This window comes from Natronomonas halophila, assembly GCF_013391085.1.
In the GTDB taxonomy this organism is placed as follows: domain Archaea; phylum Halobacteriota; class Halobacteria; order Halobacteriales; family Haloarculaceae; genus Natronomonas; species Natronomonas halophila.
On record NZ_CP058334.1, the window covers coordinates 2,821,611 to 2,844,659 of the forward strand.

The following is a 23,049-nucleotide window of genomic DNA, read 5'->3' on the forward strand; positions in this document are numbered from 1 at the left end:
GTGGATACGTCGGGTATGGACGACCGGCAGGGCGTGCGGGACACCTACGAACACATCGCCGAACACTTCGCGACGACGCGGGAGTACCCCTGGCCCGAAGTCGAATCCTTCTGTGCCGACCGGACGGCCGAAACCGCGCTGGACCTCGGCTGTGGCAACGGCCGCCACGTCGAACTCTTGACCGACCACGCCGACCGAGTCGTCGGCCTCGATATCAGCCACGAGTTGCTGACGATTGCCGCCGACCGCGTCCCGACGGCGGCACTCATCGAGGGCGATGCCTCACGACTGCCGCTTACCGACGATTCGGTCGGCCTCGCGGTCTACGTCGCGACCCTCCACCATCTGCCGAGTCGGTCGCTTCGTCGGGCGAGTCTGGACGAACTGGCGCGCGTCCTCGACGGTCCGGCGCTGGTCAGTGCCTGGAGTACGGCCCACGACCGCTTCGAGGCCGACGCGGATGCTGACGAGGGATTCGATACGGACGTCGACTGGACGCTTCCCGGTGGCGAGACGGTTCCTCGGTTCTACCACATCTATGCGCCCACGGAGTTCGATGCGGACCTCGATGCCAGCGCGCTGGCCGTCGAACGTTCCTGGATTTCGAGCGGGAACTGCTATGCCGTCGTCGAATCGGATTGACGAGAGGGCGATTAGAGTTTAGAGATAGCATCCGCCGAGCGGGGCGTTCGGAGAACGCCCCCGAGGCGGTTCCCGCTGGCGAGGCGCGGAGCGCCGAGCCAGCGTAGCGCGCGACGACTACCGCGCCCACGAGCGTAGCGAGTGGGCGCGACTGGAGGAGCGGGTTGCGGGCGGAGCCCGCAACCGCATGGACGTGGCGGCGAAGCCGCCACGCAGCGCGCATATTTTCCCCACGTTTTTGCCGGCCGCTCGCGGAGCGAGCGGCCGTGTAAAAAGTGGTAGTGCGCGGTCCGGGATTTTGAACCGGAGCAAGACAGTCCGGGCGTGCGGCCCTGCGGGCCGTTCCGGGCTGTGACTTGCAGGGTTCAAATCCGGGGCGAGATTTCTGCCTCACGGGGTTCCAGCAGCGCTTCGCAGACACTCAGCGCTGCTGGCGTTGGTTCGGCAGAAATATGCGCGGTCCGGGATTTGAACCCGGGTCGATGGCTTGGAAGGCCATAGTCATACCGCTAGACCAACCGCGCAAGCAGGTGATTCTTCGCCATCTCCGTTTAAGTCAATTTTCCTTTGGGTCGGCCACCCGGGTCCAAAACGAATCATGAATCTCGCGAAGATTTATTGGTGGTGAAGTGTGTCAACGGTAATCAACGACCACACGCGCGGGAATTTAGAGCATGCCCTCTTCCCGTGTGAGACGAACAGCACTAAAAAAGACAGGTAAATTCGGGCAATAACATTAAATGCACATTTACGAATCAACAAGTAGATCGCATGAACGACGTATGTGGAGGGTTCTCTCATCACGCTGGAAATCGGTCAGTGATCGAACGGGGGGACTATGAGCAGCGACAGTGATTCGGGGGAGGGGGATGAACTGGAGGAATTCGAGTTCGGAAAGCCGAAAGACGAAGACGAACGGCCGGACGACGAGGAGTTGGCTGACGAGGGGCCCGGCCAAGAACCCGCCGTCAACCGCGATGTCGACGACGAGCGGATGCTCGTCTCCGACCACCCGATAAAGGGCGAAATCCTCCGGGAGGTAAACGAGTACTTCGAGGAGACGGATATCGACGAATCGTTCGCGGAACGGCCGGACCTCGACTTCATCAAGGGTCGATTCTTCGATTTCTCGTATCTCGACAACCACGAGGAAATCGACCGCCTCTGGGTCAACAAGCCGTACGCCTACGTCTCGATTCTCCGACGTGACGGCGAGGACAAACTCCGATATCACGTCCACGAACCGCATCTGACGGAGTTCGAGGAGTACGTCCGCGAGGACCTCGTCAAAATCCTCCGGAACAGCCTGATGTATCAGGACCTCGAGGACGAGGACGACCGCGAGGAAATCTTCGAGCAGAAGGCCAAGGAGATTATCTCCGACCACGCCGCCGCGACCATCGAGGACGGGTCGCTGCTCAAACTCAAATACTACCTCCTCCGGGACTTCGTCCATCTCGGTCCCATCGACCCGGTGATGCGGGACCCGAACATCGAGGACGTCTCCTGTGACGGTATCGACATCCCGGTCTACGTCTACCACTTCGAGCACCGGGACCTGCCGTCGAACATCACTTTCGACAAGCAGGAATTGTCCTCCTTCGCGCTCCGATTGGCTCAGCGTGCAGGCGAGCAGGTGTCGGTTTCCGAACCGCTGATGGACGGGACGCTGCCGGACGGGTCTCGGGTCCAGTTGACCTTCGGCTCGGACGTGGCGACACGGGGGTCGAACTTCACGATTCGGAAGTTCGCGAACATCCCCTTCACGCCCATCGACCTCATCGACAGCGGTACCTTCAGCGTCGAGCAGATGGCCTACTTCTGGCTGGCCATCGAGAACAACCGCTCGCTCATCTTCTCCGGCGGGACGGGGTCCGGGAAGACCACCTCGATGAACGCGGTGTCGATGTTCATCCCCGAGGACGCGAAGGTGGTCTCCATCGAGGACACCCGGGAGATCAAACTCCCGCACGACAACTGGATTCAGAGCCTGACGCGGGAGTCGCTGACCGCCGAGGGCCGCGGGCAGGTGTCGATGTACGAACTCCTGCAGGCGGCGCTCCGACAGCGGCCCGAATACCTGCTGGTCGGTGAGATTCGAACCGAGCAGAACGTCGCGTTCACGTTCTTCCAGGCAATCGGGACCGGCCACACGGCCTACACGACGATTCACGCCGAAAGCGTCGAGGGCGTGCTCAATCGGCTGGAGAACAAGCCGCTGAACGTCCCCGTCCAGATGATTCTGGAACTGGACATCATCTCCATCCAGAAGCAGACGTTCCAGGACGGTGACCGCGTGCGCCGCAACGACGGCGTGACCGAAATCCTCCCCAGCGGCGACGGGGAGGATTCGATTCGCGCCATCGACATCTTCGACCGCGACGCCGAGGCCGACACCATCCAGCGGGTGAACAACTCGCAGGTGCTGCAGGAAATCGCCGACGACCGCGGGTGGAGCGGCCGCGAACTCGCCGAGGAACTCCGGGAACGCCGGGAGTTCCTCCAGTATCTCGTCGACAACGACATCGACGGCTACGACAACGTGACCTCTGCCATCCACATGTTCGGTAACAACAAGTCCAACCTGATGGAGAAAGTCGAGGCGGGTACCCTGACCGTCGAGGACATACGAGAGGAATGAGCCAGGAAAACCTCGAAGACGCGAGTCCGATTCCGGACTACGAGCTAGAGCAGTACTTCCCGGAACGGCACGACCTCTCGGAGTCCGACCGCGAGCGCCTCCGCGAACAGCACGGCCGCATCCGCACGTGGTTCCTGATGAACCCCGAACGGTTCCGGGACCTCCAGCGGTGGCTCAATCAGGCCCGCATGGGGTATACCTACGACATCTATCTCACCCGTATCGTCGGGTACACCCTGATGGCCGCCGCCGTCGGGCTCTTCCTCGGCGCGCTGTTCGCCGTCCAGATGATTACATTCGGTGGCTTCGCCGCCGTCGGCATCGAGTCGATGCCCGTCGCGGTCGTTCTGAGCCTCCTCATCGTCGTCTTCTCGACGGCCCTCTTCGCCGTCGGCGCCTTCGGGACGGGGTATTACTACCCCAGAATGCAGGTCAGCAGCCGCGAGCGGAACATCAACGTCCTCCTGCCGCACGCCATCGTCTACATGTACGCCCTCTCCCACGGCGGCATGAACACCTTCGAGGTGGTCAAAGAACTCGCGGACGCCGAGGAGGTTTACGGCGAGGTTTCCAACGAGTTCGACATGGTCGTCCGCGACGTCGAGTTGTTCGGTAACGACCTCTTTACGGCGCTTCGTGACGCGCGAAACCTGACGCCCAGCGAGAACCTCGAACAGTTCATCGACGACATGATATCGGTGCTGGACTCGGGGAGCGACTTCGCTGCCTTCCTCGAAGACGAAGCCGAGACCTACATGGACGAGGCCCGCGACGAACAGGACAGTTTCCTCGGGACGCTGTCGATTCTCTCCGAGATTTTCGTCGTCGCCTTCGTCGCCGCGCCGCTGTTCCTCATCGTCACGCTGCTGGTCATCAGCCTGCTCGGCGGTGAGGCGCTCCTGCAGACGTATTTCCTCGTCTACGTCGGCCTGCCGTTCGGGATGCTCGCCTTCCTCGTGGCCGTCGACATCCTCTCGAAGCCCTACGCGGAACACACCGACCAACTGGAAGTCGACGAGGGCGAATTCGAACGCGAGTGGGGGACGCAGGTCACCGAACACCCGCTCTACGAGGATTACGAGACCGAAAAGCAACGGAACGCCCGTCGGGAGATGCTGGCGAACCCGATCCAGCACATCCGCGACCGGAGCCCGCTGCTTTCCCTCGTCGTGAGCGTTCCCATCGCGCTGTTCAGCCTGCTCTTCCTGCTCGGAACGGGCGCCGTACCCCGATCGTTCAGCGGAATGCTCGAGATGCCGATTCAGTCGACGATTGGCCTCTTCGTCATCCCGTTCCTCATCACGACGGTTCCGCTGGCTATCTTCTATGAGGGCAAGCGGCGCCGCCAGAAGAAAATCGAAAAGCGATTCCCGGACACGCTGAACATCCTCTCCAGCGCCAACCAGATGGGGATTCGCCTCGTCGACGCGCTGAACCTCGTCGCGCGGTGGTCCGAGGGCGTCCTCGCGGAGGAGCTCCGCAAGGTGCGCAACGACATCCGCTGGAATCACGACATCGAGCGGGCGCTGTTGCAGTTCGCGAACCGCCTGCGCGTCCCGCAGGTCACGCGGACGATGAAACTCATCGCCAAGGGTAACTACTCCTCCGGCGACCTCGCGGAGATCATCTCCATCGCCGCGGAGGACACCCGCAACCGCCACCAGATCGAACGCAAGCGACGCAGCGAGATGAGCGCCTACACGGCCATCGTCATCATCGGCTTCCTCGTCTATCTGGCGGTCGTCGTCATGCTGGATACCAGCTATCTGACGCCGATTAGCCAGTTGACGACGGATGCTGCCGAGGGCGTGAGCCAGAATCAGGCGGCCGGCGGCGCCGCTGGCGTCATCAACGTGGGGCAGGTCCCCGTCCAGATTTACCGGACGGTGTTCTTCCACTCGGCGCTCATCCAGGGTATCGGTAGCGGCCTGCTGGCCGGGAAACTCGCGGAGAACGAAGTCCTCGCGGGACTGAAATACAGCATCGGCCTCGTGGTCATCACCCTCGTGGTCTTCATGCTCATCTAAACCAATGACATTCACAAACGACACCAGAGGCGTATCGGAGGTCGTCGGCGCGATTCTCGTCTTCGGCGTGCTGGTCGCGCTGTTGGCGATTATGCAGACCCAAGCGGTGCCGGCCGCAAACCAGCAGGTCGAATTCGAGCACAGTCAGGACGTCCAAGGTGACTTCGCCGGATTTCATGCAACCGCCTCCGAAGTGGCGAACAGCGGTGACAAGCAGTCGGTTAGCATAAAAACCGGAACGGGCTATCCGACGCGGATGCTGTTTTTCAATCCGCCACGGGTACAGGGGTCACTATCGACCAGCGAGAATCAAACCGTAACGATAGAAAACGCGACAGCGACTGACCCAGAGGTTGACGATTATCTCAACGGAAGCGACGTCAAGGTCGATACCCGTACCCTTCACTACAACGTCACGTACAACGAACTGCAGAACGCGCCACAGATTCGTTACGAATACGGAATCCTCTACAGCAGATTCCGGAGCGGTACGACCGTCCAGAACCCCGGCTCCGTCATCGACGATACGGATATCAATCTCCTCTTTATGGCGGGAGACTATTCGCGGACCGCGGGCGATACGCAGTCGGTCGACGTTCGGCCGGTGAGTGCGCCGGCACGGCCGGTGACGATTGAAGGGGAAGGTAACAACGATATCACGCTGGAACTTCCGACGGACCTGCCGGTTTCGGTCTGGCAGGAATACTACGGGGACCAAAGCCACGTTACTATCCAAAACGGGACCGCAGGAACCGTCAGAATAACGCTCGATGGCGACAGACGGTACACGCTCAGGATGGCCGGTCTCGGACTGGAGTCGGGTGTCGATAAGCCCGATGCGCACTACATCGTTCCTGCTGAAGACGCGGTTACGGACGTCGGTGCTGGCGGGAACACTAGCGTCATCTTCGAAGTACGCGACAAATACAATAATCCGGTAGCAGGTGAAGAAGTCGAAATCGAACTTGACGGGAACACACAGACCGTAAACACGTCGAGCGAGGGACATGCCGTGATGTCGGTTTCGCCGTCCACGACTGGGACCGCCGTCGGTACGATAGTGGGTTGTTCTGGTGGTGACCGATGCAGCGCTGAGTACGATGTGAACGTGCTCGCACCCGGCGGCGTGATTAATCCCAGTGGCGGTGTTCGGTTGCAAGATGCATGGATAAATACGGATATCTGGGATGATATCGGGAATTTCCTTAACCCGGACGACAGTACTGGCTCGGGAGTTACTATGGAATTTAACGCTTCGAATAACCTTGAGTTCGAAGCTGTACGAGTGAATTACTACAGTCCAGGTGGAGGCAGTACTCCTCCGGATGAGTGGGAGATGACCGACGGCTCCAACACGCTAAGTGGTGAAGTGTCTGGAGAGTTTGAAAGTAGCAATAGCCTTGACCCGGCCTCAAATATTCAAGTAGGGTTCGTTAATGGGGGTGATTCGTATGATGTCACTACTGACGATTACTTCGTCATGACGGTGATTCTGTCTAACGGCGAGCAATCCATATATTTCGTTTCTCCGAGAGATAATTCTTAGAGAAACTTCGCCTTTGATGCTTCTGGCGTATTAATGAATCCGCTCTCTCAGAATCAATAACCCATGCCGACGGATATCTAATACAGTCGGTATTCCCATCGATTCTCTGAATACGATTCTAAGTCACGTTTCTGTATCATATGTCGAAGCCAAGTTATAGGTCCCTAGAGGGGAAATACCGGATAACTGAATGACCGAGGACGAGAAACCGACGGTGCTCGTAGTCGAGGACGAGCGAGCACTTATCGAACTATACGTACGGTGGCTGGAGGGTGAGTACGACGTCCGGACTGCCGGGGGCGGCGAGGAGGCCCTCGAAAAGATGGACGAGGACGTCGAGGTCGTCCTTCTGGACCGGCTGATGCCGGGGATGAGCGGCGACGAGGTACTGGAGGAGGTCCAAGAGCGGATTCCCGACTGTAAGGTCGCGATGGTGACTGCGGTCGAACCGGATTTCGACGTCATCCGGATGGGCTTCGACGATTACCTGACCAAGCCGGTCGAACGCGAGGAGTTGCTGCAGACGGTCGAACGCCTGCTCGGGCGCTCGGAGTTCGCCGAACTCGAACAGGAACTGTACGCGCTCGTTTCGAAGCAGGCGGCGCTGCAGTCGACGAAATCCGAGGAGGAACTGCAGGAAAGCGAGGAGTTCGCCGAACTCGAAGAACGCATCGCGAAACTCCGGGCGGATCTGGATGCCGCGTTGCCGGATATGGAAAGCGACGAGTTCGTCGCGATGGTTAGGGATATCGAGGAAGCGGACGAGGAGGGAAGCGAGGGTGATAGGGCCGACGATGGGGGTGACTGACCGTGTATGGCGTCGCCGAACTCGGAGCCGGTCTGTCGTTCGACCCGGGGACGAGCCTCCTGTTGACCGGGCCGACTGCCGAGAGTGAGGCGCGGCTTCTCGATGCGGTTGCGCCGGCCGACGACGAGCGGTGTATCGTCATCACGACGAACAAGGGGGCCGACCGGGTCACCTCCGAACTCCTCGACCGGGGGGTCGAACGGGAGCAAATCGGTATCATCGACTGTACGAGCCACGACGCGACCGTCGAGGACGTCGAGGTACGACATCTGAGTTCGCCCGGCGACCTGACTGGTATCAGTCTGGAATTCGCCAAACTGGTCGACAAGTGGGACGACTCGGTGCCGACGCGAATCGGCTTTGCTTCGATTTCGACGGCGCTCATGTACGCGGAGACGCGGACGATGTTCCGGTTCCTGCACGTCTTCACCGCGCGCATCCGCTCGGGTGAGATGTTCGGCGCCTTCGCTATGGACCCGAGCATGCACGAGGACCAGACGTACAACACGATTCGGGCCGTCTTCGACTGTGAGGCCCAACTCACCGACGGGAACGCGGAGTTGCGCGGGACCGGGTTTCAGGAGTAGCGCGGTTTCATCGCGCGATTACGCCTCCGCGATTACATCTCGATGCGTTCTATCAGTTCGTCGGTGTCGGTCTGTGTTTTCACGGCGACGATGCGGACGTCCTCCTCGATGCGGGAGTCGTGGAGTTTGTGCTTCAGGAGTTCATCGACCTGATAGACGCCGGCGGCGTCGGTCATCTCGATTTCGACCATCACGGGCGTTTCGTCGCCGGGCTGGAGCGACACCTTCCGGATGGCGCGACTGGAGATGGTGTTGATGCCGCGTCCGCCCTTCTCGTAGGGGATGCGCGAACGGCCGCGCTCCATATCGAGTGCGTCGGCGACGCGGACGACGCCGGCCTCGTGGGTCAGGGGCTGTTCTTCGGTGTGATGACAGAGAATCGCGTGGAGGATTTCGCCTTTCATCCGGACGGTGTCGGCGGTATCGTAGACGTCCATCTCGTCGAGGAGTCGGTCGAGAATGTCGGCCGCAAGCGGAATGGAGTAGTAGGGGTGGTCGTCGCGGTGGACGACGTGGCCGATGTCGTGCAGCGTCGCCGCGAAGGCGATGATGACGCTCTCGTCGGCCTCGTCGAGGCCCTGCTGGACGGCGCCGTTGAAGCCGACGCCGCCGGCTTTCAGGAGGTCGTACAGTTGGAGGGCGCGGTTCCGGACGATTTCGATGTGTTTCGCGCCGTGGTCGTTGTACCCCTTCCGGGCGACGGGGTTGACGTTCTGGGCTTCGAGATACGCCGTGATTTCTGGGTCGTCTCTGATGAGGTCGAGGGCATCGTTGAGGCGCTCGTCGGGGAAGGCGTGGTCGGCGTCGGGGTCGTAGACGCGCCCCTCGTCGCCGTCGGTGTCGCTGCTCATGGCGGCGAGAGGTGCGCCGGCGAGAAAAAACGACCGCCCTATGCGTCGGCCGCGGCGGCTTCGACCTCGTCGTAGTCGGGTTCGACGCCGGGGTCGTCGGAGACCCACGCGTAGGTGACGGTGCCGGATTCGTCAACCACGAAGACCGCGCGCTTGGCGACGCCGGTCAGGCCGAGTCCCTCGAAGTCCATCTCGACGTCGTAGGCGTCGATGAGTTCCTTGTTCGAGTCGCTGATAAGCGGGAAGTTCAGTTGGTTCACGTCGGCGAACTCGTCGAGGGCGAAGGGGGTGTCGATGCTGATACCGTAGAGGTCGGCGCCGGCTTCCGTGATATTGTCGAGGCGGTCGCGGAACGTGACCATCTCGCCGGTACAGACGCTCGTGAACGCGCCGGGGAAGAACGCCAGAACGGCGGGGCCGTCGTCGATGAGGTCCGAGAGGGCAACCTCCTCGATATCGCCGTCGGGGTGTGCCATCGGTGCCGTGAAGTCGGGTGCGTCGTCGCCTTCGTTGACCATATCCGACGCAAACGGTGGATACGGCTTCAAGGTATGGCTTTCGGCGTGGGACATGTTCCGGCAGGTATGTGGATACTTACTGTATGTATCGAGTAAACACGGCGCGGCGAAAGGCCTACAAGTGGTGCCGCGAAGTGGGAGATATGGAAACGCTACTGTTCATCGGTGGGCTCGGACCCATGGAACTCGGCCTCGTGGCCCTGGTGCTAATCCTGCTGTTCGGCGCCAGCAAACTCCCCGACCTCGCGCGGTCGATGGGGTCGGCGACCGGCGAGTTCAAGAAAGGGCGACAGGAAGTCGAAGAGGAACTCGAAGAGATGCAGGAAGCTCCCGAAGCCGAGGCCGACGAGGTCGAGGAAGCCGAGCCGGCCGGTGACACCGAACGTTCGAACGCCTGACCGATACGTCTCTTTTCGCGGGACCGAGGAAAAAGCCTATAATCGCGTCTGGACTAGCCCGAAATACGATGGTAGACCTGATCCCACTGCAGTTCGGGCTTCCGGGTGGTCCCGAACTGCTCATCATCCTGTTGATCGCCGTCCTACTGTTCGGCGCGAACAAGATTCCGAAACTCGCTCGCTCGACCGGCGAGGCGATGGGCGAGTTCCAGAAGGGCCGCGAGGAAGTCGAACAGGAACTCCAAGAGATGCGCGATGGCGCGACGGGCGACAGTACCGAGGACGCCGGCACCTCGACCACCGACGACGAGACCGAGGAATTCGAGGTCGCGGACGCCGAATCCGAGACCGAATCGGAACCCGAAGAAGAAACCAACTGACGCCCGGTTTTGCGCATCCGTTTTTCGCTTCGATAGTCGGGCGTGTGGCCTAGTGGACGACGGCGAGAGGTTCCTAACCTCTAGAGCGCGGGTTCGAATCCCGTCACGCCCGTGCAGCGACGCACGAGCGCAGCGAACGAGGAGCGAACCGGAACGTGATTCGGACCCGGGGAATCGCAGCGGCCGAGCGAAGCGAGGCCGACCGTCTCCACTCGGTTCGAATCCCGTCACGCCCGCTTGCTCACTTCGATCGCTCGCTCCCGCTGTGCCCGCTTTGTCTCGGTAATCTCCCACCTTGGCGTACATACTTAATGACGGCCGGAGATTTCCCCTTTAATGGACGGCTTGCAGTCCCTCACGTTCGCCCCGATTTGGGGGTACGTGCTGGCGTTCGGCGTCGCTGCGACCCTCTGTTTCGGCGGTCTGCCGCGTGCGCGCTATATCGAGGATGCCGATTCGCGGCGAGGCCTTGCTTCCTTCCTCCTGTTGAGTGGTGGCTGGGCGCTCGCACACGTCGGATATCTGGTCGCCCCGACACCGGCCACCCAGTATGCGTTGTACGTCGTGGGACTCGTCGTCGGGTTCGCCGCCGTCGGCCCGTGGCTGTACTTCTGTTCGGCCTACACCGGGCGGTCGCTCCACCGCAATTCGACCGTCCGCTGGGCCGCCGTCGGCGTCTTCCTCGCCGTCACGGCCCTCAAGGTCACGAACCCGCTGCACGGCCAGTACTTCACGACGGGGATGGCGACCACGCCGTTTTCGCATCTGGTGATTCATCATGGCCCGCTACACTGGGTCGTGATGGGGCTGGCCTACGCGTTGGCCTTCATCGGCGTTTTCATGCTTTTCGAGTTGTTCGCACAGGTTAGCTACGACACGAAACCCCTCTTCGTCGTCGTCTCGGTGACGGGGCTTCCGGTCGCCCTCGACGTGCTCGGCGCGACTACCCCGTATCTCCTCCCGCTTACGTACTCGCCGCTGGGTGTGGCTGCCTTCGCCGTCGGCGTGTCCTACGTCTATCTGGAGCGATTTCAGGCCATTCACCTCACGGGCGAGACGGGCGACCCGATGATATTGGTCGATGCGGAGGGGAAGGTTCGTGATTGGAACCGCGCTGCTCAGCAGCTCTTTCCCGCCCTTGGGGACACGCGGGGCGACTCCCTCACGGCTGTCCTCCCGTCGGTTGCCGACGTATCGGACGATTCCGATTCGATACTTGAACTCGACAGGTACGGGCGGACGCGGTATTACCGGGTGACGGTGAACCAGTTTTCGGCCAACACCGCCCGGTTGGGCCGGCAGATTACGCTCACGGATATCACCAACCGAGAGCAGTACCGGCGGCAGTTGGAGCGGCAAAACGAGCGATTAGAGCGGTTCGCGAGCCTCGTTTCCCACGACCTGCGGAACCCGCTGTCGGTGGCCAAAGGCCGCGTCGAGTTGTCGCTGGAGGAGGGCACCCAGCCGGAGCATCTGGAGCCGGCGAGGGATGCCCTCGACCGGATGGAGGAACTCATCGATGAGTTGCTCACGCTGGCTCGCACCGGTCGACAAATCGACGAAACCGAGACCGTGCGGGTGGCTCCCCTCGCGACGAGGAGTTGGGAGATGGTGGATGCCCCCGATGCCTCGTTGGTGGTCGAAGACGGGCTTGATACGTCGGTGGAAGCCGACCCCGAGCGGCTCCAGCAGTTGTTCGAGAACCTCTTTCGGAACGCTGTCGAACACGGTGGGCCCGACGTTACGGTCACGGTCGGAGCGCTGGCCGAAGCGCCGGGCTTCTACGTTGCTGACGACGGGGGCGGGATTCCGGCCGAGGTTCGAGGGGAGGTGTTCGAGCCAGGGTTTTCGACGGCCGAACAGGGGACCGGATTCGGACTGCCAATCGTCCGGGAGATCGTCGAAGCCCACGGCTGGAGGATTCACATAACGGAGGCCGCCGGTGGCGGGGCACGGTTCGAGATTCGGACGGACTCGTCACGGTAGCCGTAACGGGACGAACGGGTCCTTCTCGTGGTTCGCGGCCTATTCAATCAGCACTACGCCCCCAAGCGACGCGGGAGTTTCCGGTAATGGCCTTATGTCGCCGTCCCATCGACGAGTCGGGTAAACGAGACCGCATACCGGGACCCACAGTTCTCACACATGAAGTGGACGTCGTCCTCCGCATTCCGGTCAGGCTTCCAACACGTCGCCTCGCCACACGGACATTCGAATTCGATTTTCAACGTACCCCTCCGTCTACCGATTTTCTGCATAGTACATCAGCGTTCTCGCGTGAAAATACGGCCTTTTATCCATTTTGTGAAACGATTGACTTATTCCGATGTATGTATGCTGCCCCGGCTATCGCCGAGTGAAGCCGTATACGTAGTTCGTCCATCGGTCCGACACAGGCAAGTCGATAGCCGTGCTTTCGCAACACGACATGGAGAAAGTCGATTTGAGCGATGCGTTCGACTCGTTCGACGAGCCGTGGTCACCACGTCTGGCGGGCGAACTCAACGGGCAGGCAGTCAAACTCGCCAAGGCCGACGGTGAGTTCGTCTGGCACCAGCACGACGATGCCGACGAGCTATTTCTGGTGGTCTCGGGCCAACTCCGTATCGAGTTACGCGAGGAGTCGGACGTCGTGCTTCGGGAGAGTGAGTTCGTCATCGTACCGCGGGGCGTCGAACACCGGCCGGTCGCCGACGAGGGGGCGGACATACTGCTGTTCGAGCCGAGCGGGACGCAGAACACCGGGAACGTCGACGACGAGTTGACGGCCGAGGTCGAACGAATCGAGTAACCGCGCTATTCGTCCTTGCGGTAGACCGGCGACCGAACGCTAATCCCGGGGAACCGCCAACTGAGTTCGGCGCCCAGCCAGCCGAGGCCGACGATGGCACCGACGCCGACCGCGAAGAACTCCAGTCGGCCCATCCACGCTGGGCCGACATAGAGGACGCCGTTGACGACGCGATGGGGAACGACGGCGTGGACGGCAGCCGAGAGGCCCGCGAGCGGGTCGAAGCCGCTTTCGGTGTCGGCGGGGCTTTCAGCGGTCCGGGATTCGAGGCCGAGTGACCGAGCGCTCTGGCCCCCCGAACTCTCGTCACCGGTTCCGAGGCGTTCGACGTCGTAGGGGTGGGTCATCGGGACCTGCCAGACGATATCGCCGTCGTGGCCGACCTCGATGACGCGCTTGCCGTTGGTGTCGGCGATGAGCGTGTTGCCGTTGGGGAGGCGGTCGGCGTCCCGCGGCCACTGGAGGCGGTCGTCGGCCCACTGCCAGGAGCGTTCCCATTCGCCGTCGACGCGCTGGAACTCCTGCACCCGGCCGTTTTCGGAGTCGGCGACGATGACGGCAGGCCCACCCTGTTCTTCGGGGATGTAATCGGGGTTGTGCTGTTCGTACTGGATGTCGTAATCGTCCTCTTCACCGAGCGTCCAGTCGTCGACGCGGCCCGTTTCGCGGTCGAGGAAGACGACCTGGTCCTGATTGCGGAGGCTGACCATGATGCGGCCGTCATCGAGCACCTCGACGTCGTTGACGTGGGCCCAGTCCTCGGGATAGGGGCCGCCGCCTTCCACGGGGTATTCGGACTGGGCGTCCCAGAGCCATTCGACGACTTCGGTTTCGGTGTTGACGATGAATACCTGGTCGGCGACGATGTCGGCGACGACGAGGCGGTTCTCGTCGATGCGGTCGGCGTCGTGCCACTCCCCGGCGGTCTCCTTGTAGTCGTAGCGACCGTAGAGTTCGGTCACCTCACCGGTCGAGAGGTTGGCGCGCTCGATGGTGTTGTACGCACAGGGCGGGTCACTGCAGGTCGGTCCCTGCGTGTGGATGGTGTCGGTCGCGGTGTACTCGACGGTCATGGCGTCGCCTTCGACAGGGTCGACGTCGAAGTATTTCGTGCGACTGTTGTTGTAGTAGAGGACGCTCCCGTTGGGCGCGTAGGCGATGAGCGTGCCGGCGCGGGCGGATTCGGTGACGACGGTGACGTTGTCCGTCGGCGGCGCTTCGGGCACGTCGGCCGCAGTCTGGGTGGAGAGGCCGGTCGTCGCGGCGTGGGCGAGGGTCACTCCGACCAACAGCAGAACGAGGATGGAAAACAGCCTGATGGCGGTTTTGCTGGTCGCCATCTCGCGAAAGCGGTCCATACGGTCCCCGAGGGAAGGGGGATTAAAAAAGCGTTCGTGGTCGGCGGCTTCCTCGCGACCGCCTCAGGCGGTCGGCGCTTCGGTCCCGGCGTCGACGGCGGTGTAGGTCGACTTCCGGGCGTCCATCAGGTAGACGGATTCCTCGACGACGCCGGCATTATCGAGCTTTTTGAGGGCGTGGCGGACGGTCCGCTGGGGGAGCAGGGATTCCTCGGCGAGTTGGGACTGGGTGAGAGAGCCCTCGTACTCGAGTGTTTTATAAACGAGCTTCGCGCTCGGTGGCAGGGACTCGACTGGCGATTCCGTTTCGGACATATCCAATAGAACGGCGGGGACCCGTTTAATGGTCGTTCGGTGTGGTGGCGGCGACACACATCCGGTGCTGGTTTTATATATCGGGGTGGTGCTCGGCCCCTGCGGAGACGTCGGGGAACAGCGCATCGAGGTCGGGGTCGTCCTCCAGCAGGGCGAACGCGCGGCCTTCGCGTCGCACGATACCGGCGTCTTCGAGGTGTTCGAGGTGGGCGAAAGCCTCACCGGGGCCGTGGAGGATGTGAATGTACGATAGCGACCCGAACAGTTCGGCGCTGATTTCCCACGGGGTAGCGGGCCCGGATTCGAGGACGCCGATGACCCGTTCGGTCCGTTCACGGTGGTGGTGGACGATGTCCGCGGCGCGTCCCGACGGGTCGATGATGGGGCCGCGGTGGCCGGGCCACGCGCGGGTGTAGCCGCGGTCGACGATGCCGGCGAGGGTATCGAGATACTTCGCGAGGGCATCGTCGACGCGGGTGTCGGCGCCGCCGACGTTCGGCGTGTAGTAGGGCAACAGCGCGTCGCCGCTGAACACCTCCTCGCCGTCGCGGCCGTCGAAGGCGTAGCCGGCGAGGCCGGCGGCGTGGCCGGGCATATGGACGGCTTCGAGTTCGGTCGCGCCGATATCGAAGGTTTCGCCGCCCTCGAAGGTGGTCACCTCGGCCGGGTCGCCGTCGATGCCCGACGTCGAATCGAGGAAGGCCAGCAGTTCCTCCTGTTTGTCCTCGGGCATGCCCCACTCGTCGATGCAACTCCGGAGGCGGTCCTCCGAGGCCGCCATCGCGTCCGGGTCCTGTTCGACCAGCGGCGCGTCAGCCTCGTGGACGTAGACCGCACAGCCGCTTTCGGCCTGTATCTCCCCGGCGAGGCCGGTGTGGTCGGCGTGGTGGTGGGTGAGGAAGACTCGGTCGATATCCGCAAAGTCGAGGCCGTAGTCGGCGAGTCCCTCGCGCAACTGCTCGCGCGTTTCGGGGACGCCGACGCCGGTATCGATGAGCGTCGTCTCGGCGCTTTCCTCCAAGCCGAGCACGTAGCAGTTGTTGTTCCCCTCGAAGGCGGTGTTGCCGAGCGAGACGATGCCCAACTCGAACCCGAGCGCGGGGTCGGTCATGGTCGGGCCTCCGTGGGGGCGCCGGTGCTCATCCCCATCCCGCCCGAGACGCCGGGCGAGAGGACGACGGTGTCGCCGTCGGACAACTCGATATCGGCCGGGTCGGTCTGGTTCATCGGTTGGCCGTTCACCGCGACGGTGACGTTCGGACGAACGGCGCCGTTGGCCCGGAAGACTAGCGACTCCAGTCCTTCGTACACATCGGCGACGGCGTGCAGCGCCGTCTCGACGGAGGTTCCCGCTTCGAGGTCGCGAACGACCGCCTTCTCGCCGACGGCGTCGCGAAGGGTGGCGTAGAACTCGAACTCGACACGCATACACCTTCGTGGGTCCCGCCGTGGCAAAAGGTTTCGTTCGCGGGTGGTTTCGGTCAGTTTCGCAGGGGCCATCAGACGCCGGCCCCGGTCGGCGCGTCGCCCGCGAACTGGGGTTCGGGATCGAGGCCCAGTTCGTCGAGGGCTTCCTGCATGTGTTCGTCGTCGACGAACCCGGCGCCGGCCTCGACGCGCTTTTCGTGGGCCAGCGCCAGCACCTCGCCGCGTCGGTCGTCGGGGATGTCGTACTTCTCGACGACCAACTCGACGATAAGGCCGCCGGGGTCCTGCGTGTACAGCGAGTGGAAGGCGCCGCGGTCGAACTCGTTGAAGCCGTAGCCGGCCGCCTGCAGGGCCTGCTTGGTGTCGTCGAACTCCTCGGGCGCGATGGAGAAGGCGAGGTGGTGGACGTTGCCGGGGCCGCGCTGGGGGCGGGTGCGCTGGCCTTCCTTCGTGAAGAAGGTGAGGATGCGGCCGTCGCCGGTGTCGAAAAACAGGTGTGTCAGTTCGGGCTGGTCGAGGTTGGGCTGTTCGAGGACCAGCGGCATCCCCAGCAGGTCCCGGTAGAAGGCGATGGTCCCGGCGGAATCGCCGCCCATGACCGTCATGTGGTCGGTTCCGATGGTGTGAACGGGGCTGTCCGGCGCCTCAGCGGTCACGTCGAACTCCGGTGTGTGTTCCATATCGGCCGTACGGACTGGTCCCACAAGTAGACAAGGCTAAGCAATGTTATTGCGTGGCGAGGTATAACCTAACAATTATAATCCATCCCGCGGATTACCCCTCCGTGACTTACATTAGCACGCCCGAATCGGCCTTCGAGGACGTCCCGAACTACGAGTATCCCCACGACAAGGTACCCGTCACCGACGACGGCGCGGAGATGGCCTACGTCGACGTCGAGCAACGTGGCAGCGGCCACGCAGGCGATGAAACGTTCCTCCTCATGCACGGCGAACCGACGTGGGGCTTCCTCTACCGCAAACTCATCCCGACGCTCTCGGAACACGGTCGCGTCATCGTCCCGGATTTCCTCGGTCTTGGCCGCTCCGACAAGTACACCGACCCCGACGACTACGGGTTCGACCTCCACTACGAGTGCTTCGAGACGCTGCTGTTCGACGAACTGGACCTCGAAGACGTCACCCTCGTCTGTCAGGACTGGGGCGGCCTCATCGGGTTGGCGCTTGCGGGCCACCACCCTGAGCGATTCGCCCGCCTCGTGGCGATGAACACCGGCATCCCCGACGGGACACAGGAGATGTCCGACGCCTGGCACGAGTTCGCGGATTTCGTCGAGAACGTCGACGAGTTGCCCATCGGCATGCTCATCCAGAACGCGACCGGGACCGAACTCCCCGAGGAGGTCGTCGCGGCCTACGAGGCGCCGTTCCCGACCGAGGAATCGAAGGCGTGTGCCCGGTCGCTGCCCTTCGATATTCCCCACTCGCCGGACGACGAGGGCGCCGACACCATGCGCGAGGCCAAGGAACGCCTCAGCGAGTGGCAAAAGCCCGCCTTCGTCCTCTTCTCGGATTCGGACCCCATCACGCGGAACGCCCGGGACCCGCTCCGGGAACTGATTCCGACCGCGAAGGAACAGCCCGATACGTGGATCGAGGGTGCGATGCACTTCCTGCAGGAGGATTCGGGTGAGGAAATCGCCGAGGAAGTCGTCGAGTTCGTTCAGCGGACCTGAGGCGCGACGGTAACGGCCGCCGGACTGCGGGGTTCGCGTTCATATAGGAACGCGAACAGAAACCGCGTTCTGCAAATACTGTTTTAGGGTGACCACGTATCTCGCAACGAGACCGATGTTGCGCCCTCCCCGACTACGCACGCGCCGTCAGGTATCGACCGTGACTGCCTTCCATCGCGTCCAGCGATGGCAGCCACGACGGAGGTTTACATGAACTCACGCAGTCCATCCGGTATGTCCGAGCAGGCGGGATCTCCGCTGGAAGACCTCACAGCGGGTGGCCCGGCTATCGACGCCTTCGAACTACTGGCCAACGAGACCCGACTCGCCATTCTGGTTACGCTCTGGGAGAGCTATCGGCCTTTCGCGGAGGATACCACGCTCCAGTTCTCCGAGTTGCGCGAACGCGTCGGGACGGCCGACAGCGGCCAGTTCAACTACCACCTCGACCGCCTCACCGACCACTTCGTCGACGCGACCGATGACGGATACCGACTCAGCGACGCCGGACTCACCGTCGTCCGGTCGGTTATCGCCGGCACGGGAATCGAGGAGCGGACTCTCGAACCGACGACGGTCGATATGGACTGTAAACTCTGTGGTAGTCCCGCCGAAATCGCCTACGAGGACGGGTGGGTCTACGTGTTCTGCACCGAGTGTGATGGCCTCTGGACGGACCGCAGCGACGACGAACGCGGCCAACTCGCGCGCTTTTCGCTGCACCCGGCGGCGCTGGCCGACCGCACGCCCGAGGAGATTTACGCCGCGGCGTGGCTGACGACCTACCAGAAACTCCACAGCATGATCGAGGGGGTCTGTCCGACGTGTTCCGGGCCCATCGAGCGGTCGGTCGTCGTCTGTGAGGACCACGAGGACGACGGCATCTGTGGGAACTGCGGTCGGAACGGTCGGGGGGCCGCGCGGCTATCCTGTGCGGTCTGCAAGGAGTGGGTCCAGTCGACGCTCGGGAGCATCGCGAAGTACCATCCCGCTGTGGTCGGGTTCTGCTACCGACACGGCCTCGAACTGCAGTACGGCGTCGAGAGCCTAGCACAAATCGAGCGCCGGTTGGACGAGGCCACTTCGAAGGTGGACCTAGTCTCGGAGACCCCGCCGCGTGTCGACGTGACGACCGAGATGGACGGTGACGAAATCCGCGTGCGACTCGCCGAGGACCTGACCGTACTGGAGGTCAGCGAACGAACGGCCTGAAAAGAGGAACCGGACGCTCGGTCCCTCAGAGCCGATTCAGAAGTGGGGAGCGTCGATTTCCATGATTTCGGCGGCCTCCTCGGGCGTCGCGGGTTCGCGGCCGACGTTGCGAGCCATCTCGGCAGCCTTGCCGACGAGTTCGGGATTGGTCGCCATCTCACCGTTCGGCAGGTAGAAGTTGTCTTCGAGGCCGACGCGGACGTTGCCGCCCATCGAGAGGGCGGCGGCGACGAGTTGCCACTGGTCCTCGGAGATGCCGATGACCTGCCAGTTGGCGTCGTCGGGCAGTTGGCGGACCTGATGAGCGAGGTTCTCGACGCTCGGGGGGATGCCGCCCAGAACGCCCATGATAAGGGAGAAATGAATCGGGTGTTCGAGGGTGCCGGATTCGAGGAACGGGCGGATGTTCCCGATATGCCCCGTGTCGAAACACTCCAGTTCCGGCTTGACGCCCGATTCGTTCATCGCTTCGAGGAACTGCTCGATTTCGTTGAACGGGTTCTCGAAGACCATATCGAAGACGAAGTCGTCGCGCGATTCGCTGTACTTCGCGTAGTTCATCGACCCCATGTTCAGGGCGGCGATGTCGGGCTGGACACCCTCGACGTACTGGAGGCGGGTGTCGACGGGTTCGTGGAGCGCGCCCGTCGAGAAGTTGATGAGGATGTCCGTGCGGTCGCGAATCTCGTCGTAAATCTCCTGATACACCTCCTCATCGAAGGTCGGCGAGCCGTTGTCGGTCCGGGCGTGGATGTGCGCGACGGCGGCGCCGTTCTCGCGGGCTTCGGCGGCGTCTTCGGCGATTTCTTCCGGTGTGTAGGGAATGTGCTCACACTGGTCGCGCGTGGTGAGCGCGCCGGTCAGCGCCGCGCTAATAATCGCTTTGTCGGGGTCGTTGCCTTTGACGGATTCTTGTTCGATTGCCATGATTGGAGTTTGGTGTTGGTTGGTTCGTCGTGCGGTTAGCGGGCTATTCGTCGTCGGTGGCGTCGGCGTCGTCCTCGCCGTCCTCGTCGGGGCGGCCCTTCCAGTCGGGTTCCTCGCCGGTGAGGAAGGAGTTGAACCCCTCCTCGGCGTCGTCGCTCATCGCCAGCATCGTGACCATCTCGCGCATGTAATCCAGCGACTCGGAAAAGCCCATCTCGCGCTGGTTGTAGAAGGACTCCTTGCCGATTTCGATCATAAATGACGACGGCGTGGCGAGGTCGTCGACGAGCGAATCGAGTTCGTCGTCGAATTCCTCGGGGGCCACGAGGTCGGTGGTAAAGCCGATATCGTGGGCAGTCCCGGCGTCGAAATGTTCGCCGGTAAAGAGGTATTTGAGAGCCTGTTTTTCGTTGACTGTGCGCATGATCGGCACGAGCGCCTGTGCGGGGAAGATGCCGATGTCGACCTCGGGCGTGCCGAAGGTGGCCTCCTCGCTGGCGACGATGACGTCGCAGGCGGCGGCCAGTCCCATCCCGCCGGCCAGACAGTAGCCTTCGACGGCGGCGACGGTGAGCGCGGCCGTGTCGACGGCCTTCTCGATGAGTTGTTTCATGCCCGCAAATCCCTCGCGGTAGGCCTGCGAGCCCTGACCGACGGCGCTTGCCATCGACTTGATGTCGCCGCCGGCACAGAAGGTGCCCTCGGCGCCGCGGATGACGACGACGCGGGCCGGGCCGTCGTCGGCGAAATCGAGCACTGCCGACAACCCGTCGATGACGTTTCCGTTCAGGGCGTTGCGGTCCTCCGGGCGGTCGATAGTCGCCCGGACGACGAGGTCGTCGTCGGCTACCTCGACGTCGAGGTCGTCGTTGGAAAGGTCCTCGCTCGTGACCATGCTGTCATACGGATGCGGTGGCGGTACTATGATGATTTCGGACGGTTGTAAACGAACAATTAGTTTAACCGTGAAAAGTGGAACAGCGGTTGTCGAACGTGTTCGACGGGGGAATTTATGCCGGGGCATCCAAAGCATGACGCATGGCAACTGACCCCATCGACTACGGGGAACTGGACGAGGGTCGAAACTGCAACTACTGGGCGCTGGACCCGACGTTGCAGTTCGAGGCCCAGCGCGTCTACCCCGACGACGAGTTCGAATGGGCCGAGGACCTGCTGTCAGAGTTCGGCGAGGCGCTCGGCCATCGGATGGCCGATACCGCCGACCGCATCGACAAAGCGGGCCACGAACTGAAGTCCTTCGACAAGTACGGCGAGCGCCTGAACGAGGTCGAATACCACCCGCTCATCCACGAGCAGGAGGAAATCGCCTACGAGGAGTTCGGCATCACGCACGACGCCTTTCATGCGCCACCGGGCCGCGATGAGCCGGTCGGGCTCTCGCACGCGCTGATGATGCAGGCGCTTCTGTCCTACGTCGATATGGGCTTTTGCTGTCCCGTCTCGATGACGAACGGCGCCGCCATCGTCCTCGATAAGTTCGACGACGGCACACTCGATGACTATTTCGAGGGGCTGACCGCCCGCGACCTCGAGGAGCACATCGAGGGCGCGATGTTCCTCACCGAAGAGCAGGGTGGCTCCGACGTCGGCGCGAACGAGGTTCGCGCGGAGCGGACCGACGAGGACAGCGAGACGGCGGAGACGTCTCGGAGAGGAGGCGGCGTCGCCGCCGACCGCGTCTACGAACTCTACGGCGAGAAGTGGTTCTGCTCGAACATCGACGCCGAGGGCGCGCTCGCCCTCGCGCGCACGCCCGACGCTCCCGAGGGTGTCGAGGGCCTGTCGCTGTTTCTCGTGCCCCGAACCAAGCCGAACGGCGAGGTCAACGAATCGCACTTCCGCCGCCTGAAGGACAAACTCGGCACCACCTCCGTACCGACCGGCGAAATCCAGTTCGAGGGCGCCGAGGCCTACCTCGTCGGCGAGGAGCAGGAGGGCTTCAAATACATGGCCGAGATGATGAACTTCGAGCGGCTCACCAACGCGACGGGCTCTGTCGGCGTGATGGGCCGGGCCCTGCTGGAGGCCAAGGTCCGGGCCGCCCAGCGGGAGGCCTTCGGCGACACCATCGACGAGTACCCGCTGATGCGCCGGGACCTGGTAGACATGGCCGTCGACTACGAGGCCGCCGCCGTCTTCTCCTTCGAGGGCGCCCGCCTGCTGGACGAGCGCGAGCGAACCGACGCCGGCCCCGGTGACGACGTCTACCAGCTCATGCGCCTGTTCATCCCCGTCGCCAAGTACAAGACCGCGCGTATGTCCGTCGAGACGACGTCCTACGCGATGGAGATTCTCGGTGGCAACGGCTACGTCCGCGAGCATACGACCGAGCGCCTGCTTCGGGACGCACAGGTCCTGCCCATCTGGGAGGGACCGTCGAACATCCTCGCGCTCGACACCCTCCGGGCGCTGAACCGCGAGGACGCACACGAGGCCCTGCTGCCGTACGTGCAGGCGAAACTGGATGCCGTCGAACATCCCCACCTCGACGAACTGGCCGACGACGTCGAGGAGCGATTCCTCGAACTCCAGAACGCGCTGGCGACGTTGGCGACCGAGGACGGCGACTACGCGCAGTACCACGGCAAGCGCTTCGCCGACCTCATCTTCGACGTCGTGACCGCGGCGCTCCTGCTCGAGGAAGCCCAGACGCAAATCGACGAGGACGGCGATGCTCGGAAGGCCCTCGTCGCCGAACGGTTCGTCAGCACGCGATTCGGTGATGACGAGGCCTACGGCGTCACCTCCGGCGAGCGCTTTGCTATGGAGGACGACGCCTTCGCGGCCATCGTCAAATACGCGAGCGTCGAACCCGAGGCGCTGGTCGACGCGGCGCCGGCCGACGACTGACGTTCGCGTCGAATCACTCACTGGATACCGCTGTCCCGAGCGCTTCTCCTTTC

22 protein-coding genes and 2 tRNA genes are annotated in these 23,049 nt (G+C 62.7%); 14 read left to right on the forward strand and 10 right to left on the reverse strand.

All coding sequences use genetic code 11. From position 1 onward, the window contains the following. Positions 1–15: 15 nt before the first annotated feature. Positions 16–642 (forward strand): class I SAM-dependent methyltransferase, encoded by a 627-nt coding sequence (locus tag HWV23_RS14975; RefSeq protein ID WP_178291192.1) that lies wholly within the window; start codon positions 16–18, stop codon positions 640–642. Between the two features lie 453 nt (positions 643–1,095). Here the strand turns inward: HWV23_RS14975 and HWV23_RS14980 are convergent. Further along, positions 1,096–1,166: transfer RNA gene (locus HWV23_RS14980), tRNA-Gly, on the reverse strand. A gap of 410 nt (positions 1,167–1,576) precedes the next feature. Between HWV23_RS14980 and HWV23_RS14985 the strand changes: the two genes are divergently transcribed. The 5 genes from HWV23_RS14985 to HWV23_RS15005 all read left to right on the forward strand — a co-directional run bounded on the left by HWV23_RS14985 (position 1,577) and on the right by HWV23_RS15005 (position 8,251). After that, the gene (locus HWV23_RS14985) at positions 1,577–3,283 is read left to right on the forward strand and encodes a type II/IV secretion system ATPase subunit (protein ID WP_425487438.1); all 1,707 of its coding nucleotides are present in this window, start codon (positions 1,577–1,579) and stop codon (positions 3,281–3,283) included. Next, positions 3,280–5,310, forward strand: a complete 2,031-nt coding sequence (locus tag HWV23_RS14990) for a type II secretion system F family protein (protein WP_178291194.1) — start codon at positions 3,280–3,282, stop codon at positions 5,308–5,310. Before HWV23_RS14985 ends, HWV23_RS14990 begins: the two co-directional genes overlap by 4 nt. Positions 5,311–5,314: 4 nt before the next feature. Then, the gene (locus HWV23_RS14995; RefSeq protein ID WP_178291195.1) at positions 5,315–6,856 is read left to right on the forward strand and encodes an Ig-like domain-containing protein; all 1,542 of its coding nucleotides are present in this window, start codon (positions 5,315–5,317) and stop codon (positions 6,854–6,856) included. 190 nt (positions 6,857–7,046) lie between these two features. Further along, a complete protein-coding gene (locus tag HWV23_RS15000) occupies positions 7,047–7,664 on the forward strand; it encodes a HalX domain-containing protein (RefSeq protein WP_178291196.1) in 618 nt (205 codons plus the stop codon). Positions 7,665–7,666: 2 nt separating this feature from the next. Then, a complete protein-coding gene (locus HWV23_RS15005) occupies positions 7,667–8,251 on the forward strand; it encodes a DUF7504 family protein (protein WP_178291197.1) in 585 nt (194 codons plus the stop codon). 32 nt (positions 8,252–8,283) lie between these two features. On the opposite strand, the gene HWV23_RS15010 is transcribed toward HWV23_RS15005, so the two are convergent. Together HWV23_RS15010 and HWV23_RS15015 are read right to left on the reverse strand one after the other, a co-directional pair. Then, positions 8,284–9,102, reverse strand: coding sequence for an HD domain-containing protein (locus tag HWV23_RS15010; protein WP_178291198.1), 819 nt, complete (start codon positions 9,100–9,102; stop codon positions 8,284–8,286). A 38-nt stretch (positions 9,103–9,140) separates the two neighbouring features. Continuing rightward, the gene (locus tag HWV23_RS15015) at positions 9,141–9,620 is read right to left on the reverse strand and encodes a redoxin domain-containing protein (protein ID WP_178291199.1); all 480 of its coding nucleotides are present in this window, start codon (positions 9,618–9,620) and stop codon (positions 9,141–9,143) included. Positions 9,621–9,763: 143 nt separating this feature from the next. On the opposite strand from HWV23_RS15015, the gene tatA reads away from it, so the two are divergent. The 5 genes from tatA to HWV23_RS15040 all read left to right on the forward strand — a co-directional run bounded on the left by tatA (position 9,764) and on the right by HWV23_RS15040 (position 13,189). Further along, entirely contained in the window at positions 9,764–10,018 is a 255-nt protein-coding gene (tatA, locus tag HWV23_RS15020) for a twin-arginine translocase TatA/TatE family subunit (RefSeq protein ID WP_178291200.1), read from the forward strand. Between the two features lie 68 nt (positions 10,019–10,086). Further along, positions 10,087–10,398, forward strand: coding sequence for a twin-arginine translocase TatA/TatE family subunit (locus tag HWV23_RS15025; protein WP_178291201.1), 312 nt, complete (start codon positions 10,087–10,089; stop codon positions 10,396–10,398). 38 nt (positions 10,399–10,436) lie between these two features. Then, a tRNA-Arg gene (locus HWV23_RS15030) sits at positions 10,437–10,510 on the forward strand. Between the two features lie 224 nt (positions 10,511–10,734). Next, on the forward strand, positions 10,735–12,384 hold the full coding sequence (locus HWV23_RS15035) for an ATP-binding protein (protein ID WP_178291202.1): 1,650 nt from the start codon (positions 10,735–10,737) through the stop codon (positions 12,382–12,384). Positions 12,385–12,826: 442 nt separating this feature from the next. After that, positions 12,827–13,189, forward strand: a complete 363-nt coding sequence (locus HWV23_RS15040) for a cupin domain-containing protein (protein ID WP_178291688.1) — start codon at positions 12,827–12,829, stop codon at positions 13,187–13,189. A gap of 5 nt (positions 13,190–13,194) precedes the next feature. On the opposite strand, the gene HWV23_RS15045 is transcribed toward HWV23_RS15040, so the two are convergent. The 5 genes from HWV23_RS15045 to HWV23_RS15065 all read right to left on the reverse strand — a co-directional run bounded on the left by HWV23_RS15045 (position 13,195) and on the right by HWV23_RS15065 (position 16,970). Continuing rightward, a complete protein-coding gene (locus HWV23_RS15045) occupies positions 13,195–14,547 on the reverse strand; it encodes an aryl-sulfate sulfotransferase (protein WP_178291203.1) in 1,353 nt (450 codons plus the stop codon). Between the two features lie 63 nt (positions 14,548–14,610). Further along, positions 14,611–14,862 carry a helix-turn-helix domain-containing protein gene (locus HWV23_RS15050; RefSeq protein ID WP_178291204.1) on the reverse strand — a complete coding sequence of 84 codons (252 nt, stop codon included), beginning with the start codon at positions 14,860–14,862 and terminating at the stop codon, positions 14,611–14,613. Positions 14,863–14,935: 73 nt separating this feature from the next. Next, positions 14,936–15,973: an MBL fold metallo-hydrolase gene (locus HWV23_RS15055; protein WP_246282700.1), complete on the reverse strand. Its 1,038-nt coding sequence runs from the start codon at positions 15,971–15,973 to the stop codon at positions 14,936–14,938. Continuing rightward, on the reverse strand, positions 15,970–16,290 hold the full coding sequence (locus HWV23_RS15060; protein WP_178291205.1) for a ubiquitin-like small modifier protein 1: 321 nt from the start codon (positions 16,288–16,290) through the stop codon (positions 15,970–15,972). Before HWV23_RS15060 ends, HWV23_RS15055 begins: the two co-directional genes overlap by 4 nt. 71 nt (positions 16,291–16,361) lie before the next feature. Further along, entirely contained in the window at positions 16,362–16,970 is a 609-nt protein-coding gene (locus HWV23_RS15065) for a VOC family protein (RefSeq protein WP_178291206.1), read from the reverse strand. A 104-nt stretch (positions 16,971–17,074) separates the two neighbouring features. On the opposite strand from HWV23_RS15065, the gene HWV23_RS15070 reads away from it, so the two are divergent. Both HWV23_RS15070 and HWV23_RS15075 read left to right on the forward strand, forming a co-directional pair. Beyond that, a complete protein-coding gene (locus HWV23_RS15070; protein ID WP_178291207.1) occupies positions 17,075–17,986 on the forward strand; it encodes a haloalkane dehalogenase in 912 nt (303 codons plus the stop codon). 234 nt (positions 17,987–18,220) lie between these two features. Then, positions 18,221–19,198, forward strand: a complete 978-nt coding sequence (locus HWV23_RS15075) for a DUF7351 domain-containing protein (RefSeq protein ID WP_178291208.1) — start codon at positions 18,221–18,223, stop codon at positions 19,196–19,198. Between the two features lie 36 nt (positions 19,199–19,234). On the opposite strand, the gene HWV23_RS15080 is transcribed toward HWV23_RS15075, so the two are convergent. After that, a complete protein-coding gene (locus HWV23_RS15080) occupies positions 19,235–20,125 on the reverse strand; it encodes a beta-keto acid cleavage family enzyme (protein ID WP_178291209.1) in 891 nt (296 codons plus the stop codon). Between the two features lie 43 nt (positions 20,126–20,168). After that, a complete protein-coding gene (locus HWV23_RS15085) occupies positions 20,169–21,020 on the reverse strand; it encodes an enoyl-CoA hydratase/isomerase family protein (protein WP_178291210.1) in 852 nt (283 codons plus the stop codon). 143 nt (positions 21,021–21,163) lie between these two features. Here HWV23_RS15085 and HWV23_RS15090 point away from each other — a divergent pair, with 143 nt between their 5' ends. Beyond that, a complete protein-coding gene (locus HWV23_RS15090) occupies positions 21,164–22,996 on the forward strand; it encodes an acyl-CoA dehydrogenase family protein (protein ID WP_178291211.1) in 1,833 nt (610 codons plus the stop codon). Positions 22,997–23,049: the final 53 nt, after the last annotated feature.